Below are 15,921 nucleotides of genomic sequence, written 5' to 3'. Positions count from 1 at the left end.
ATCGTTCAGGGCTCCGTTCATCCACTGTCGGTGGTGGCTGCTGAGCGAGGGGCACGGCGGATCGAGTGCCATGCGCTCAGCGGGTGGGAAAGTGCTGTGTCGAGTGTGCTGGCTTAGTTAGTCCTGCAAAACCGCAGGACGCATGTCTGTCCAGTTGCGTTCGGTGAAATCAAGGCATTCCTGCCGCGAAGCTTCACCAAAAACAATCTCCCAGCCTCCCGGAACGGCAGCGAATACCGGCCACAGCGAGTATTGCCGCTCGGCGTTCAGCAGCACATAAAAACGGCCGGAATCATCATCAAAAGGGTTGTTGGTCATGCTCCCCAGCATAACAACTAAGCAAAGCCTAACCTAACAAAATCCTTGTGGTTGACGCCACATTGCTTAGCGAGTGCGGTACAACAAGTAAACGAAATAAGGTGTACCGATCAGTGCCACAATCAAGCCAGCCGGGATTTGCGCCGGCGCGATCACGGTGCGTCCGATAGTGTCTGCGACGCTCACCAAAACCGCACCGATTAAAGCGGCCAAGGGCAGCACCTTGACCGAATGGGAACCCACTAAGGAGCGCGCGATATGCGGTGCCACCAAGCCGACGAAACCTACCACGCCAACCACCGAAACCGCACTGGCGGCCAGTAGCACTGAGACCCCGAGAGTCAGCAGGCGAACCGGCTCTAAGCGAATGCCGACAATTCGAGGCGTGTTTTCATCAAGCCCAATCACGTCAATTTCGCGACGGAAGAGGAAAAGTAAGGGAACCAGCAGCGCTAGCGCAACTCCAACCGGAATCAGCTGGTCGAGGCTGCGACCATAGGTGGTGCCGGAGAGCCAGGTCAACGCCAGCGGAGTGTTCCAGGGATCGGCCTTGACCAAGAGGAACGTGGTGATGGCACCGCCAGCCGCGCTAGCGCCCACACCAATCAGCATGATCCGAGCCGAATCAATACCGCCCCGCCAGGACAAGCCGTACACCAGCGCAAAGGCGAGCAGCGCACCAAGCAAGGCAACAATCGAAACCTGCCAGGGGGCAGCCGTCGGCACCACGATCAGTAGACCGATCACACCGACGCCCGCGCCCGCGGTGATACCGGTGGTGTAGGGCTCGGCGAGTGGATTGCGGCTCACACTCTGGATCACCGCTCCGGCGACGGCTAAAGCAGCACCCGCGGCCACCGCAGCCAGTACGCGGGGAAAGCGTTCATCCAGCGCAAAGGCCACTCCGGGCGGCGCCTGTCCGGTGATCCAATTGAGCACATCGCCACCGAGTAACCAGGTGAAACCACCCAACATGCCGAGCACCACTGAGGCGGTCAACACTAAGCTGGCCGAGCTGATCATCAGAGTGAATTTCAGCCGCGAGGCTGGTCGACCGGTCTTTGCCGCGCTGGGCTTGCCGGCCGCGCCGGCATCCTTGACACGTCGCGCCAGCACGATCAGGAAGACAGCCCCCACCAGGGTGGTGGTCACGCCGGTGGGAATCTCGATTCCGGCACTCACCCCGCCGATCCAGCGAATCAGCACATCGGCGCCGAGCACCACCACGGCACCCAACAGCGCAGAAAGCGGAATCAAGGCTCGATGTTTCACCAGCCCCGGCACCTTAGCGGCGAGCAGCCTAGCAATTGCGGGAGCGCTCAGCCCGACGAAACCAAGCGGGCCGCAGAGCGCCACCGAAGCTCCAGTGAGCAGGACTGCGAGCAGGATTCCACCCAAACGAATCGCCCCGGGGCGTGCCCCAAGGACCGTCACGGCGTCGTCACCGAGGGCCAGCAGATCAAATTTATGGCCGTAGAGAACGGCTAGCAGCAGGGCAATCAGCACGATGGGGCCGACTTGCCAGACGCCGCGTAGATCAAGTTGACTGAGACTTCCATTGCCCCAAGCGAAGAGCCCGATAGTTCGCTGCGCGAAGAGCAATAAGAGCAGCGAAGTGGCGGCTTGCAGGGCCATCGCCACCGCGGTGCCACCCAGCACCAACCTGGTCACTGAGGTGTTCCGACCGGCGATCAACAGGAAAACCACTGCAGCGGCAAGCAAGCCACCAAGGAAACCGACCAGACCGCCCAGCCAGACCGGTAGGGCAATGCCGAGGGCGGCCACCAAAGTCACTGTGAAGGCTGCACCGGCGGTGACCCCGAGGGTGTCCGGTGAGGCCAGTGAATTACGCGAGATGGACTGCAGCAGAGCGCCAGCGGCGCCGAGCGCCACCCCGGCTACTAAACCGGCCAGCAGCCTGGGCAACCTGCTGGAAAAGAAGGTATCGCTAGCGCCTTGATCTCCATTGCCGATGAGCATCTGGAAGAGGTCGCCAACTCCCACCGTCGAGCTGCCCTGGGTCAGATGAACCAGCGAAATTAATACGGTGAGAATCAAAGCGCCGACGAGCACGCTCGGAGCAGAGAGCTTGCCCAATAACCTGGGGAAACCGGGGTTCTGCTCCGAGCGTTCTGGCGCGGCAGTCGCCAGTGACACGACTTAGGAGGTTACTGCTGCGACGAAAGCGTCGATGACCTGCTCGCCGCTCTTCGGCCCGCCGAAGGTCCAAATCCCGCTCGGGAAGGCCTTCACCTTGCCGTCTTTGACCGCCGGGATGTTCTTCCAGAGCGCATTGTTCTCCAAGGGGGTGAGCCAGTCCTTCGATTCCTCAGCGGTGTAGAGGATGCGGGAAGGCTTCAGCGCCGAGAGACCTTCGACGTCGGTGGCAGCAAAGCCGTAAACCGGGTCGGTATTGCCGGTCCAGAGATTCTTCAGCCCGAGCTGGCTGCCCAGATCTCCGATGAACGAGCCCTTGCCGAAGATTCGAATTGAGATGTTCGAGCCCTCAAGGTAAGCGTCAAGGTAGAGGAAATCCTTGCTGCTGGGGGCTGCTTCTTCGATCTTTTTCTTACCCTCGGCCAGCTTGGCATCAAAACTATTGATAGCTTCCTTAGCCTTATCCTGCTTACCCAAAGCCTCGGCCACCAGTTGGAAAGTCTGCTTCATCTTGGCAATCGAGTCCTTGCCATCGGCACCTTTGGAGACCAGCACCGCGATACCTTTAGCGGAAAGCTGCTTGACCAACGGAGTTTCGCTACTTGCCTCCACGATCACCAGATCGGGGTTGAGCGAGAAGATCGCGTCGAGATTGGGTTCCTGGCGGGTGCCGACATCCTTGACTGAGTCGGGCAGCGACTCTGCGGTGTCCCAGACCTTATACCCAGCGATATCAGCAACGCCTACCGGAGTGACTCCTAAGGTCAGCACGTCTTCGGTCTGCTGCCACTCGGTAGTGACCACCCGTTCGGCTGGCTTGTCCAGTTTCACGCTGCGACCCAGATCGTCTTTCACGGTAATCGACTCAACGGCTGTCGAACCGGGAGCTGTGGCAGCGGGCTGCGTGGTGCCGCAGGCGGAAAGCGCGACTGCACCAATCAACAGGGCGCCGATGACGCGAAGTTTCTTCACTGTGCTGATGTCCATTCTCTTCTCATAAGTGAGCAACCCGGCATTCCCGAGTTGCAAGCGATTGCGGTCGCCAAATATGTCTTGCTTCCCAGCTAGACTCCCCGGCTAGTAGACTCCCCGGCTAGCGCTTCAGTTCAGCGCTAACGCTGACCGGGCACGACGCGCCATCGGATGGGTACGTACCAATCCGGTATTGGCATCGATCTCCACCCGGATTCCGATGCCATAGACATCGGAAAGCAATTCCGCTGTCAAAACCTCTTCGGGTTTGCCAACTACCCTGATGCTCCCCCGGTGCATCACGGCAATGGTGTCCGAAACTTCGGCAGCATGGTTGAGGTCGTGAAGGACCACGCCCACCGCTACTCCGTGCAATTCGGCCAATTCACAAATCAAATCCAGAAATTCGACTTGGTGCCGCAGGTCCAGAAAAGTGGTGGGCTCGTCGAGCAGTAGCACCTTGGCGTCCTGGGCAAGACAGGAAGCCAGCCAGACTCGTTGCAGCTCTCCCCCAGAGAGCTCATCAATCGGCCGATCAGCCATCGCAACGACTCTGGTCTTCTCCATCGCAGCCTCAACGGCGAGTAGATCCTCGGCGCTACTGCGCCCCCAACGACGCAGATACGGCTGCCTACCATAGCTCACTAAATCGCGCACGCTGATCCCGCTCGGATTGGGACGATGCTGGGCCAACAAGGTAACGCGCTGGGCGAATTCGCGACGACTGAGCAGCGTGGCGTCCGGATGTCCTGCTAAGGAAACGGTGCCCGAATCCAACTGATGCAGCCGCGCCAAGGAGCGCAGCAGGGTTGATTTGCCGCTGCCGTTCGGCCCCACCAAGGTAGTGACCTTAGCTGCTTCAAGGCTCAGTGAGGCAGCTTCCACTACCCGGCGCTTGCCATAAGACAGCGTGAGGCTCTCTCCGGCCAGCGCTGTAGGGATCATCACATCAACCATGTCTGTAATAGTAACTTAGGATAAGCTAACCTAAAAACCGCCCCACAATTTTGAGGAAATCTTTACCGCAACGCCTGCTGGTTCCTCTGCCCAGGGCGCTGCGTTGTGATGCCCATCTGCTGGATCACGACGCAAGCACTTCAACAATTGCAACCGACAAAAGGACTTGCTGCCATGACTCAGACACTCAGCGAAGCACCAGCCGACAGCACCTTGACCGATGCCGCAGCGGAAAAAACCGGGCAGCGTCAAGCTAAACCTCAGCGATATCTGATGTGCCGGCCGGGAAACTTCGAGGTCTACTACTCGATCAACCGCTGGATGGACGTTAGCGTCGAGGTCAATGCCGAGTTAGCAATGTCACAGTGGGAGAACCTCCGTCAGACCTACCTCAAGCTCGGACACACCGTCGAGGTCATGGAAGATGTTCCCGGCTTGCCGGATATGGTCTTCACCGCCAACGCCGGCATTGTGAAAGGCAATAAGGCCTTGATCAGCAAGTTCCGCTCCGAGTACCGCCAAGCCGAAGAGGCCTACTTTGCGCAGTGGTTTGCGGCTCAGGGCTTTGAGGTTGTCCACCCCAAATTGGTCAACGAAGGCGAGGGCGATTTTCTCTGGACCGGGAGCGTAATGCTGGGCGGTAGCGGTTTCCGCAGCGAACTCGGTGCCGGCGATGAGGTCACCGAGCTACTCGGCCTCCCCACTGAAACTTTGGAACTCATCGATCCACGTTGGTATCACATCGACACAGCCCTCACCATCCTGGACGAGCACACCATTGCACTGGTTCCTGAGGCATTCTCCGAGCGTTCCCGGCAAATCCTGGACGGCCTTGGCTTGCAGCAGATCCATGTTTCAGTGGAAGACGCGGAATGGTTTGCGCTGAACGCGGTGAGCGACGGTAAGAACGTCGTAGTGGCCGAGCAGGCAGTGAGCTTCCAAGCACAATTGCGCGAGCATGGCTTCACTCCGGTTCCGGTGGACATCTCTGAATTCCTGAAGTCTGGCGGTGGCGCGAAGTGCTGCACGCTGATCCTGAACCGTTAGCCTAGCGCCCCGCAACCAGCACACCCCTGCCCGTCGAATCAAACGATTCACTGGGGAGAACTGGCCCTGCCCACCGAAACTGCGCATTCAGTGGGCGGGGCCAGCGCCGTTCTAAGTGTCAGGTCACTCGGGAAGAAACGAATATTCTGGCTTTGCGAGCGCGCTGGCGATTACCTTCAAATCATCCAGTTCCCCCGCAGCGACGGCCATCGTAAGCTGATAAGCATCCTCTTGGGAGAGCATCAATGGCTCGCCGTTTGCCACAAGAAATACTGCAGTGCAAGCGAAGCCAAGCCGCTTATTGCCGTCAACAAGACAATAATTTTTCACCAGGGAATGCAGCAGCGCAGCCGCCTTGAGATGCAATTCTGGGTAGGCGTCGTCACCGAACAGCTGGGTCTGTGGTCGCACCAAGGCGGATTGCAGCAAACCATAGTCCCGCACCTCCGGCGCCTGCCCCATCGCCGCAGACGCCAGCAATAGGGCCTCCTCTGCGGAGAGGAAGAAGATCATTCGCCAAGACGCCTCAAAGTATCGGAATAACGTGCGAGGGTGTCCCGGATAGCGTTATCCAACAGCTCTTTGCGGTCGCTGTGACGCAAGTACTCCTGAACGGCGGCGCGAGCAACTTCTTGCATCGAAACGCCAATCTTGCTCAGCTCGCTGCCGAAGCATCTGAGTATCTTCCTCGTTGACGCGAAGCGTCATTGCCATAAGCAGAAGGTATCATCGCTGATACCACTTCTCCAGATCCGACTGACGTCCTTGGGTAGACTCGGAGACATGGGCAAAATATTCGATTCCATTGACGACAAGCTCAAAGCCTGGATCGAACAGCAGCCAATGTGGTTCGTGGCAACGGCCCCTCTCGACGCCGCAGGCCACGTGAACATCTCTCCGCGCGGCCACGACTCCTTCTCAGTACTCGATGCCCATCGAGTGGGTTGGGTCGATTACACCGGCAGCGGGGTGGAGACAATTGCACACCTGCGCGAAAACGGCCGGGTCTGTTTGATGTTCAACTCCTTCGACTCACGCCCTCGGATTGTCCGATTGCATGGTCAGGGCACGGTGTCGCTCCCGGGCGAACCGGCTTTCGAAGAAGTCACCGCACTGCATCCTAAGCATCCGAGCACCCGGGCAGTTATTACTGTCAAGGTGACCCGAATCAGCGATTCCTGCGGTTGGGGCGTGCCAATTATGCAGATGAGCGGCGAACGCGATTTACTTCGGCTGCAAGCCGAGAAGAAAGGCCCAGAGGGAATGGCTGAATACCGCACAGAGAGAAATGCCCAAAGCATTGACGGTTTGCCGGGATTTCCCAGCCTCGGCTAGTTCACTAGAGGTTGGCGCTAAACGTTTGCGGTAATCATCGCCTGTTCTTGCTGCGCCGTTCGGTGCCGCCCTACGAACCGACAAGCAACAATAACTATTAGACCCTCAAAATCGCATCAATGTATACCTTCCTGAGATTTTCTGGCACCAAGCCTCGATAATCTCGCTTTTTTGTATACACTGTAACTATGCGCGCCAGCGAGAAGGCCTATCAAAGCCTGCACGAGGACATCGTGGCGTGGCGCCTGCTTCCCGGCACTGTGTTGGCCGAAGTCGAACTCTCTGAACGGCTCGGCGTCAGCCGCACCCCGGTGCGCGAGGCACTCTCCCGACTCACCGCCGAAGGACTGACGACGGCGAAGGGTGGCCGCGGCGTCGTAGTTACCGAAATTTCGCTAGAGACCGTGCGGGAACTTTATGAGCTGCGCGAAACTCTAGAGGCGAAAACTGCGGCCTTGGCCGCCGAACGCGGTATCGGCCAAGTTTTCGCTGATTTGCAGCACCGCTTCGAACTGGCACATCAGAGCCTGGTGGCAGGTCAGGCCATTGAGGAGTACTACCAGCTTTCCGGCGATCTCGATGCGGCGCTCGACGCGCACTGCGGAAACCCTTTTCTGGTCAGCACTCTGAAGAACTTGCGCCCGCTCTTAGCTCGTGCACGCCGAATGGCACAAGAACACCCCCGACGCTTAGCAGCCACCGCCTCTGAGCACGCGGCAATATGCGCCGCAGTGGCGGCCAAGAACCCGTTGCTCGCCGCCGCCACCACCACCGTGCACCTGAACAATTCACTCCAGCACATCCTCGAGAACAGTCGCACCACGAACCTAGAACCCGCAAAAGCCTGAAATTGAAAACGGAACAGCAGCAGAAAGGCCTCACGCCGTGAAAAACCATCCCGTTCGCGTCTATAAGAGCGAAGAGAACCTCGCTCGCGAAGATCAGCTCGCTTACAAAATTGCCCAGGTCGCCGTCGACCCGGTCGAGGTGAGCGAAGAAGTCACCGAAATGATCATTAACCGGATCATCGACAATGCCTCGGTCGCCATTGCCTCGCTCAACCGGGCTCCCATTGTCGCGGTCCGGGATCAGGCGCTGACCCATCAGCCGTCAAAGAACGGCAACGGCGCGGGTCTGTTTGGTTTGGACAACACAGTGAAGACCAGCCCGGAATGGGCTGCTTTCGCCAATGGCGTCGCAGTTCGAGAACTGGATTACCACGACACCTTCCTCTCCGCCGAATACTCACACCCGGGTGACAATATCCCGCCAATTCTCGCGGTTGCCCAGCACGCTGGGAAGAGCGGCAAGGACCTGATCCGCGGTCTCGCCACCGGCTACGAGATCCAGGTTGACCTGGTCAAGGCGATCAGCCTGCATAAGCACAAGATCGACCACGTTGCCCATCTCGGCCCCTCCGCAGCCGCCGGCATTGGCACCTTGCTCGGTCTAGACACCGAAACGATTTTCCAGGCAGTCGGCCAGGCCTTGCACACCACCACCGCCACTAGGCAGTCGCGCAAGGGTCAGATTTCCACTTGGAAGGCTTACGCTCCGGCCTTTGCGGGCAAAATGGCGATCGAAGCCGTCGACCGCACGATGCGCGGTCAAACCTCGCCTGAGCCGATTTACGAAGGTGAAGACGGTGTGATCGCCTGGCTATTGGACGGCCCCGAAGCAGCTTATGAAGTGCCGCTGCCCGAAGCTGGAGAAGCCAAGCGGGCCATCTTGGATTCCTACACCAAGGAGCACTCCGCCGAGTACCAGGCGCAGGCCTGGATCGATCTGGCCCGCAAGCTGCACGGCGAGCATCCAGAGCTGGCTGAGCCGAAGAACGTGAAAGCGATAGTGCTGCACACCAGCCACCACACGCACTACGTGATTGGTTCCGGCGCCAACGACCCGCAGAAGTACGATCCCACCGCCTCGCGGGAAACCCTTGATCATTCAATCCCCTATATCTTCGCGGTGGCGTTGCAGGACGGCAGCTGGCACCACGTGGACTCTTACACCCCGGAACGGGCTGGCCGTGCCGACACCGTTGAGCTGTGGAATAAGATCACTACCGCCGAGGACGCCGAGTGGACCCGTCGTTATCACTCGCTTGACCCGGCAGAAAAGGCTTTCGGCGGTCGAGTCGAAATCGAGTTGACCGACGGCAGCAAGATCGTTGACGAAATTGCCGTTGCCGATGCACATCCGCTCGGTGCTCGTCCCTTCGCGCGGGAAAACTACGTGAACAAGCTGCGCACCCTGGCCGCCGAGGCGGTGGAGCCCGCCGAGCTGGACCGCTTCCTGACCGCCGTCGAACGGCTCCCAGAACTGGCCGCGGGCGAACTCGAGCAGCTGAACATTCGGGCCAAAGACGGCTTTGTGATCACCAATGCCACGGAAGGACTGTTCTAAATGTTGTATGCCAAAACCAGCGCGGCGCAGAAAAGAATCGATCTGCGCACAAAGCTGAACTCGGGGACGCTACAGCAGTTCCCGGGTGCCTTCAATCCGCTCTCTGCCAAGCTGATCCAGGACAAAGAGTTTGACGGCGTTTACATCTCCGGCGCGGTGCTCTCTGCCGATCTGGGCTTGCCTGACATCGGCCTGACCACGCTCAGCGAAGTGGCCGGGCGGGCCAAGCAAATTGCTCGAATGACCGATCTGCCGGCCATCGTCGATGCCGATACCGGCTTCGGTGAGCCGATGAACGTGGCCCGCAGCGTGCAGGAATTCGAAGACGCTGGGCTCGCTGGCCTGCACATCGAGGACCAGATCAACCCGAAACGCTGCGGTCACCTCGATGGCAAGGCGGTGGTGGATCTGGATACCGCGCTGAAGCGGATCCGGGCCGCCGCGGACGCCCGCAGGGATGAGAACTTCCTGATTATGGCCCGCACCGACGTGGCTGCCGTGGAAGGTACCGCTTCGGCGGTGAACCGGGCCAAGGCTCTGGTTGACGCCGGAGCAGATGCGATCTTCCCGGAAGCTATGCACACACTGGCTGACTTCGAGGCAATCCGAAAAGCCGTCGAGGTGCCGATTCTGGCCAATATGACCGAATTCGGCAAGAGCGAGCTCTTTACCGTTGAGCAACTTTCCGGCGTCGGCATCAATATGGTGATCTACCCGGTCACTCTGCTGCGTAGCGCAATGGGCGAGGCCGAGCGCACCCTCGATGTGATCCGGGCCGATGGCACCCAACAAGCGACAGTAGAACGGATGCAGACCCGTGCTCGTTTATATGAACTCGTAGACTACGAGGGATACAACCAGTTCGACTCCGCTGTGTTTAATTTTTCAGCACCAGTGCAGTTTACGACCCAGCTGTAAACGCCAGCTCGCCCGAGCTGAGCACAGCTAAAGAGCCAATAATCTCGAAGGAGAGTGAGAACAGATGGCCGAAGAAACACAGGAAATTAAGAAGGGCCTAGCCGGCGTCGTCGTCGATTACACGGCGGTCTCGAAGGTCAACCCGGAAACTAATTCGCTGCTCTACCGCGGCTACCCGGTACAGGACTTGGCCGCGCAGAAAAGCTTCGAAGAAGTTGCACTGCTGCTGTGGAATGGCGAACTGCCGTCCGAAGCGGAGCTCACCGAGTTCGAAGCTCTTGAGCGGGCCAATCGTGCCTTGGACAGCAACGTCAAGGCCGCTATCGATCTGCTGCCCACCAGCTGCCACCCGATGGACGTCTGCCGGACCGCCACCTCGGTGATCGGTGCCAATCATGCCCTGGCGGAGGACTCCTCCGCCGAGGCCAATCTGCGTAAAGCCCAGGAACTCTTCGCGGCGATGCCAGCGGTGGTCGCTTATGACCAACGACGTCGGCACGGCTTGGCTCCGGTGGATCCCCGTGAAGATCTGGGTTATTCAGCGAACTTCCTCTGGATGACTTTCGGCGAAGAAGCTGCGCCCGAGGTGGTCGAGGCGTTCAACGTTTCGATGATCCTCTACGCGGAGCATTCCTTCAATGCTTCCACCTTCACCGCTCGGGTTATCACCTCGACGCTCGCGGATCTGCATTCGGCGGTGACCGGGGCGATCGGCGCTCTGAAGGGGCCTTTGCATGGCGGCGCCAACGAAGCCGTGATGCACACCTTCGAGGAAATCCAGTCCACCGGTGTCGACGCCAAGAGCTGGTTGGATGACGCCTTGGCTCAGAAGAAAAAGATCATGGGCTTTGGTCACCGGGTTTATAAGAACGGTGATTCCCGAGTGCCGACCATGAAGGAGGCGTTGGAAAAAATGTCGGCGCACTATCAGCGCGCGGACATGCTGGAACTGTACTCTGCTTTGGAATCAGCAATGGGCGAGGCGAAGAACATTAAGCCGAACCTGGATTATCCGGCCGGGCCGACCTATCACCTGATGGGCTTCGACACCCCGACGTTCACCCCGCTGTTCGTGGCCTCACGGATCACCGGCTGGACCGCTCACATTATGGAGCAAGCGGCCTCGAATTCGCTGATCCGTCCGCTGAGCGCCTACAACGGCCCCTCGGAGAGAGAGATCTGAGAGAGAGATCTGAGAGACAGCTCTGAGCGCTCTTTCCCATCGAGTGTGCAGTTCTGCACCTTTTGACCGCGTTTTAAGGTGTAGAACTGCACACTCGATCTGGTTTAACGGAAGCGCAACGAGGTGAGGATCTTTTTGAGGGTCTGGTACTCCTCGGTATTTTGATAAGCCTTGGCCGCCGCCAGGTCTTTGAAAGTGAGCGGAGCGGCCGAGTCGAGCTTCGCGGGTGTCACCTCGTCGCCAAACCCAATTAGGGCGATCCCGTCCGGTGCATAGATTCGATCCGGCGAAAGGCAACCGCCAATATTCGGCGTGGAGGATTCATTGCGCAGCAAAATCGCGCCACGAACCTCCCCGGTGACCGCGTCAGGGCTGACCCGGAAGACAAAGCTCGGCTTACCGGGCAACATATTCGGGTTCTGGATTGACTTCACCGGTAATTGCAAAGGCACGGTGTCCACCAGCTGCACACCCTGGTTCAGCTGGCAAAGCTCTGGGTAGGCGACTCCTCTTTCTAGGCTTAGCAGGGCGATTTGCGCACCGGCCGGATTGCGCACCGCCACGGTACGAATCTCGCCGCCGTTCTGGTCGTTTTTAAAGCTTTCCTGGGCCTGCCAGCCTGGCGGGTATTCAAAACTCAGCTGCCCGGAACCTTCCAAGTAAAGCTGCCATCCGGAATTTTGCACCGCGGGCTGCCCCGAGGCTGGCGAGATGGGTGTGGGCAGTCTGTTCACATTCAAGAAGACCACCAGTACTGCCACCGCAATAACTGCCAGGGAGGCGGCGAGCACCGAAACCCTGGGCCAGCGGCGTTTCTTCGGCCGGATAGGACTGGGGCTGCCCGGAGCGCCCCCAATCAGCTGAGCTTTTGGTTCAGCTTCGGTGACCACAGCTCGCAATTCTGCTGCCGCCTCGGGTAGCCGGGCCGGATCTCGACGCATCGGATCGCTCTCCGAAATAAGCTTCGCTATCGGATCCATTTCAGGCCTCCTGCTGAGTTGATGTTGTCAGGCCAGTCCTGGGCATCGCGCGACGAAACGCTTCCCGGGCCCGGTGCAACCTCACTTTGGCGGTAGTGGGGCTGATCTGCAGCACCACACCGATTTCGGCGAGTGACAGTTGCTCCCAGTAGGCCAGTTGCAGAACCTCCCGATCGGCGTTTTTCAAGGTTTCGAGTACCTCCAGCACGTAACTTTCTGGTTCGTTGGATCCGGACTGAGCCACTGCCTCGGCACGTAACCGCGACTGCAGCTGGCGTCGCCGCTCTCGGCTACGGTATTCGTTGCCAATCACATTGCGCGCCACCGCATATAACCAGGGCAGCCGAGGGGCCTCGCCCTGCCACTTTTGCCAGACGATGCGGAAAACGTCAGCGGCTAGCTCTTGACTAGCTTCAGGGTCATTGATCCGACGCTGCACGAAGGCATAGATCAGCGAGTAGCAATCTTGATGCATCGCCACGAACTGACTTTCGCGATCGGGTTCCACAGCCGTTCCTTTCGGTGCCGCCCAGGTCATCGCTTACTGATTCGAATACAGTCTGAGTTTCCGCCTCCATCAAAAAGGTTACAAGCGGCGCGCCTTTGATTCCCTGGCGAAACGCAATGGGTCGCCGCACCGAGTCAGCGAAGTCACACTTCGGCCAGCTCTTCCGCGAGCTGCCGAAGGTCACTAAACTGCCTGAATGATCAGGGCCGAAGAAGACACAGTGAAGCACCCCACGAACGCGCTCATTTCCCTGCAAGCCGCTCAGGTCGCCCTGGTGCTTGACTGCCGCGAAGGCAGGCTCCCTGAAGTCGTGCATTGGGGTGAAGCGCTCGGAGCGCTTAGCGATCAAGAATTATTAGCTCTAGCTGAGGCGAATATTTCCCCGGTGGTCTCAAATATGGTCGATCTGCCGGTTCGGGTCGCAATATTGCCGGCGCACAGCGCGGGCTGGCTTGGTCGGCCGGGCCTCTCGGGTAGTCGAGATGGCACCGCCTGGTCCCCACAGTTCACCGTTTCTGCTCTCCAGCTCGACGGGCACGCCGTCGAGGGACTCCCCGAGCCTCAAGGCCCAGTGGTTTTACAAGGCCAACGACTCATCGTGCAGGCTTCCGACCCGGCGGCCCAACTGGGTCTCCGGCTGGAGATAGAAATGACCGATTCCGGTTTGCTCCGAGCCCGCGCCGAATTGCAGAACCAGTCCACGCAGCCGTATCAGCTCGATGAGCTAAATTTTGCTTTCCCGGTGCCGTTGGCCGCTCAGGAGTTACTGGACTTTGCCGGACACTGGGGTAAGGAGCGCGTTCCGCAGCGGAGCAGGATGACTGTCGGCAGCCATCTGCGCGAGGGCCGCAAGGGTCGTACCGGTTCGGATGCTGCGACTCTGCTTTGCCTGGGAAAACAGGGTTTTTGCTTCCAGCAGGGCGAGGTTTGGTCGGTTCACCTGGGTTTCTCCGGTAATCATCGGCACTACGCAGAACGCACCTTTCACGGTGTGCAATTACTTGGTGCGGGCGAACTACTGTTGCCCGGCGAGGTACGGCTGACTCAGGGGCAGAGTTACCAGAGCCCCTGGGTTTACGCGAGCTATGGGCAAGGCTTGGATGAGGTGGCTGCTAAGTTCCATCGGTTCCTCCGCGAACTTCCCGGCCGGGCCAGCAAACCGCGTCCAGCCACCCTGAACGTTTGGGAGGCGGTATATTTCGACCACGATCTGGAGCGGCTGCTCGGCCTGGCCGAGACCGCTGCCCACATCGGCGTGGAACGTTTCGTGCTCGATGATGGCTGGTTCCTGGGGCGCCGTGATGATCGAGCCGGCCTAGGCGATTGGTACGTCGATCCGGCGGTGTGGCCCAATGGCCTAGCTCCGCTGGTGGGCCGAGTCGGTGAACTCGGGATGGAGTTCGGGCTGTGGTTCGAACCCGAAATGGTCAATCTTGACTCGGAACTCGCTCGCCGCCACCCGGAGTGGGTGATGGCTACCGGAGACCGCTTGCCGGTGGAGTCTCGACATCAGCAAGTACTCAATCTGGCCATCCCTGAAGCCTATGAATTCATCAGGGATCGAATGGTTGAATTACTCACCGAATACTCGATCAGCTATATCAAATGGGACCACAATCGCGATTTGGTCGACGCCGGGCGGCAGCCCAGCGGGGTGCCGAGTGTGCATGAACAGACTTTGGCGACCTACCGATTGATGGATGAACTCAAAGCACGATTCCCGGAACTGGAAATCGAATCTTGCTCCTCCGGTGGCGCCCGGGTGGACCTGGGCGTGCTGGAACGCACCGACCGGGTCTGGGCTTCGGATTGCATCGATCCGCTGGAACGTCAACACATTGACCGCTGGACCGGTCAGCTCATCCCGCCTGAACTGATCGGTTCCCACGTTGCCTCGACTCGTTCGCACACCACTGGGCGACGCCACGACCTCTCTTTCCGCGCTGGCACGGCGCTGTTCGGTCATTTCGGCATTGAGTGGGATCTCAATGCGGCGAGCGCCGAGGAACTGGCCGAATTAGCTGACTGGATTCGGCTCTACCAGCAAGAACGCCCGCTGTTGCATTCGGGGAAGGTGGTTCGAGTCGATCATGCCGATCCCTCGCTGCTGATTCGAGGTGTGGTTTCAGCGGACCAGCGGCAGGGACTTTTTCAACTGGCCTATTTGAGCCGTTCGGAATTCGCGCCCAGGGGACGTTTCCAGCTTGCTGGTCTTGATCCGGAGGCGCGTTATCAGGTCCGCCTGCTGGCACCCGGCGATAAGCCACATGGCTTGGTGGCACCGCACTGGCTCACCCAGTTATCGGCCGCGGCCTCGGACGATACACAGTATTCCGGTGCTGCCTTACAGAAGGTGGGTCTGCAATTGCCGGAAGCTTCACCGGAGCAGATTGTGTTACTGAAGCTCAGCGCTCTCTAGCTTCACTGACTTGCCGTTCACTTTCAGTCTGCACCGATTCGACGCTTTCGTTGTCGGTGGCCATCCGCACGATGAAGCGTTGTGTTATTTGTTCGCCCTCCGGATAGCTGAGCATGAGAGGCAGCCAGTGCTCCGCGTCCTGCCACATCTGTGTCAACGGCAGCGCGTCGAGCCGGTGCCAACGCGGTGCAATCTCCGCGCTTTCTTGAGGCTCGCCCTGCCAATTCAGTGCACTAAAAACCTCGGTGTCCATATCCCAGTCAGGCATAGCCGGAAAACGGAACCGCACACTGCCTCGGTAGTACAAATCGGCACTCTGCACCCTGACGGAGGTTTCCTCGAACACCTCCCGCACCGCGGCGTCCCGGGCGCTCTCCCCCGTTTCCAGGTGACCGCCGATGCCGACGACTTTTCCGGTGCCGAAACCTGTTTTCTTCAGACCAAGTAATACCTCGCCGGAGCGGAGTAAAAACACCAGAGTCACTTTCGCTGCCGACACTTGTTACCTCAGAAGCCTTTGATTTTATCTTGCTGATAGCCGTCAAGTTGGAGAGTGGCAGTTTCCAAGGTCAGATTGCTTTCACCCTCCGGGAAGATGACGAAATAGCTCTGCTCGACATCGTTGGCAGGGCTGCCGGTATATCCGGCTGGCTGCAACGCCACCGCCGGCACATCCGCTAACAATAATTGGTCTAGCTTCAATATCACCACTAGATAGTCT

Annotated in this window: 17 protein-coding genes; 7 read left to right on the top strand and 10 right to left on the bottom strand. The window is 59.1% G+C overall.

The genetic code is table 11. The features are described from left to right. Positions 1 to 117 precede the first annotated feature (117 nt). From UM93_RS02390 to UM93_RS02375, 4 genes are all read right to left on the bottom strand, one after another. A complete protein-coding gene (locus tag UM93_RS02390) occupies positions 118 to 318 on the bottom strand; it encodes an MbtH family protein (protein ID WP_045076732.1) in 201 nt (66 codons plus the stop codon). 66 nt (positions 319 to 384) lie between these two features. Next, positions 385 to 2,475: an iron ABC transporter permease gene (locus UM93_RS02385; RefSeq protein WP_082056986.1), complete on the bottom strand. Its 2,091-nt coding sequence runs from the start codon at positions 2,473 to 2,475 to the stop codon at positions 385 to 387. A 3-nt stretch (positions 2,476 to 2,478) separates the two neighbouring features. Continuing rightward, entirely contained in the window at positions 2,479 to 3,462 is a 984-nt protein-coding gene (locus UM93_RS02380) for an ABC transporter substrate-binding protein (RefSeq protein WP_045073434.1), read from the bottom strand. 114 nt (positions 3,463 to 3,576) lie between these two features. Then, positions 3,577 to 4,392, bottom strand: a complete 816-nt coding sequence (locus UM93_RS02375; protein ID WP_045076730.1) for an ABC transporter ATP-binding protein — start codon at positions 4,390 to 4,392, stop codon at positions 3,577 to 3,579. A 186-nt stretch (positions 4,393 to 4,578) separates the two neighbouring features. On the opposite strand from UM93_RS02375, the gene ddaH reads away from it, so the two are divergent. Next, on the top strand, positions 4,579 to 5,451 hold the full coding sequence (gene ddaH / locus UM93_RS02370) for a dimethylargininase (protein WP_082056985.1): 873 nt from the start codon (positions 4,579 to 4,581) through the stop codon (positions 5,449 to 5,451). A gap of 123 nt (positions 5,452 to 5,574) precedes the next feature. Here ddaH and UM93_RS02365 read toward each other — a convergent pair whose 3' ends face one another. Both UM93_RS02365 and UM93_RS18025 read right to left on the bottom strand, forming a co-directional pair. Next, positions 5,575 to 5,964, bottom strand: a complete 390-nt coding sequence (locus UM93_RS02365; protein WP_045073433.1) for a type II toxin-antitoxin system death-on-curing family toxin — start codon at positions 5,962 to 5,964, stop codon at positions 5,575 to 5,577. Next, positions 5,961 to 6,089: a hypothetical protein gene (locus tag UM93_RS18025; RefSeq protein ID WP_267884333.1), complete on the bottom strand. Its 129-nt coding sequence runs from the start codon at positions 6,087 to 6,089 to the stop codon at positions 5,961 to 5,963. Before UM93_RS18025 ends, UM93_RS02365 begins: the two co-directional genes overlap by 4 nt. A 145-nt stretch (positions 6,090 to 6,234) precedes the next feature. On the opposite strand from UM93_RS18025, the gene UM93_RS02360 reads away from it, so the two are divergent. From UM93_RS02360 to UM93_RS02340, 5 genes are all read left to right on the top strand, one after another. Continuing rightward, positions 6,235 to 6,786: a pyridoxamine 5'-phosphate oxidase family protein gene (locus UM93_RS02360; protein ID WP_045073432.1), complete on the top strand. Its 552-nt coding sequence runs from the start codon at positions 6,235 to 6,237 to the stop codon at positions 6,784 to 6,786. Between the two features lie 188 nt (positions 6,787 to 6,974). Next, positions 6,975 to 7,634, top strand: coding sequence for a GntR family transcriptional regulator (locus UM93_RS02355; protein ID WP_045073431.1), 660 nt, complete (start codon positions 6,975 to 6,977; stop codon positions 7,632 to 7,634). A gap of 37 nt (positions 7,635 to 7,671) precedes the next feature. Next, positions 7,672 to 9,192, top strand: a complete 1,521-nt coding sequence (locus tag UM93_RS02350; RefSeq protein ID WP_045073430.1) for an MmgE/PrpD family protein — start codon at positions 7,672 to 7,674, stop codon at positions 9,190 to 9,192. Next, positions 9,193 to 10,110 carry a methylisocitrate lyase gene (gene prpB / locus UM93_RS02345; RefSeq protein ID WP_045073428.1) on the top strand — a complete coding sequence of 306 codons (918 nt, stop codon included), beginning with the start codon at positions 9,193 to 9,195 and terminating at the stop codon, positions 10,108 to 10,110. A gap of 64 nt (positions 10,111 to 10,174) precedes the next feature. Further along, the gene (locus UM93_RS02340; RefSeq protein WP_045073426.1) at positions 10,175 to 11,293 is read left to right on the top strand and encodes a bifunctional 2-methylcitrate synthase/citrate synthase; all 1,119 of its coding nucleotides are present in this window, start codon (positions 10,175 to 10,177) and stop codon (positions 11,291 to 11,293) included. A 104-nt stretch (positions 11,294 to 11,397) separates the two neighbouring features. On the opposite strand, the gene UM93_RS02335 is transcribed toward UM93_RS02340, so the two are convergent. Beyond that, positions 11,398 to 12,273, bottom strand: coding sequence for a hypothetical protein (locus UM93_RS02335; protein ID WP_045073423.1), 876 nt, complete (start codon positions 12,271 to 12,273; stop codon positions 11,398 to 11,400). Position 12,274: 1 nt separating this feature from the next. After that, the gene (locus UM93_RS02330) at positions 12,275 to 12,781 is read right to left on the bottom strand and encodes an RNA polymerase sigma factor (RefSeq protein ID WP_157874074.1); all 507 of its coding nucleotides are present in this window, start codon (positions 12,779 to 12,781) and stop codon (positions 12,275 to 12,277) included. A 196-nt stretch (positions 12,782 to 12,977) separates the two neighbouring features. Here UM93_RS02330 and UM93_RS02325 point away from each other — a divergent pair, with 196 nt between their 5' ends. Beyond that, positions 12,978 to 15,200 carry an alpha-galactosidase gene (locus UM93_RS02325; RefSeq protein ID WP_045073421.1) on the top strand — a complete coding sequence of 741 codons (2,223 nt, stop codon included), beginning with the start codon at positions 12,978 to 12,980 and terminating at the stop codon, positions 15,198 to 15,200. On the opposite strand, the gene UM93_RS02320 is transcribed toward UM93_RS02325, so the two are convergent. Then, complete coding sequence (locus tag UM93_RS02320) at positions 15,187 to 15,699, bottom strand: 8-oxo-dGTP diphosphatase (protein ID WP_045073420.1); 513 nt, start codon at positions 15,697 to 15,699, stop codon at positions 15,187 to 15,189. The genes UM93_RS02325 and UM93_RS02320 overlap by 14 nt on opposite strands. 8 nt (positions 15,700 to 15,707) lie before the next feature. Then, positions 15,708 to 15,911 (bottom strand): hypothetical protein, encoded by a 204-nt coding sequence (locus UM93_RS02315; RefSeq protein WP_045073418.1) that lies wholly within the window; start codon positions 15,909 to 15,911, stop codon positions 15,708 to 15,710. Between the last annotated feature and the right edge of the window lie 10 nt (positions 15,912 to 15,921).

This window comes from Psychromicrobium lacuslunae, assembly GCF_000950575.1.
GTDB lineage: Bacteria > Actinomycetota > Actinomycetes > Actinomycetales > Micrococcaceae > Renibacterium > Renibacterium lacuslunae.
This window is presented reverse-complemented; position numbering and strand designations above follow the sequence as displayed.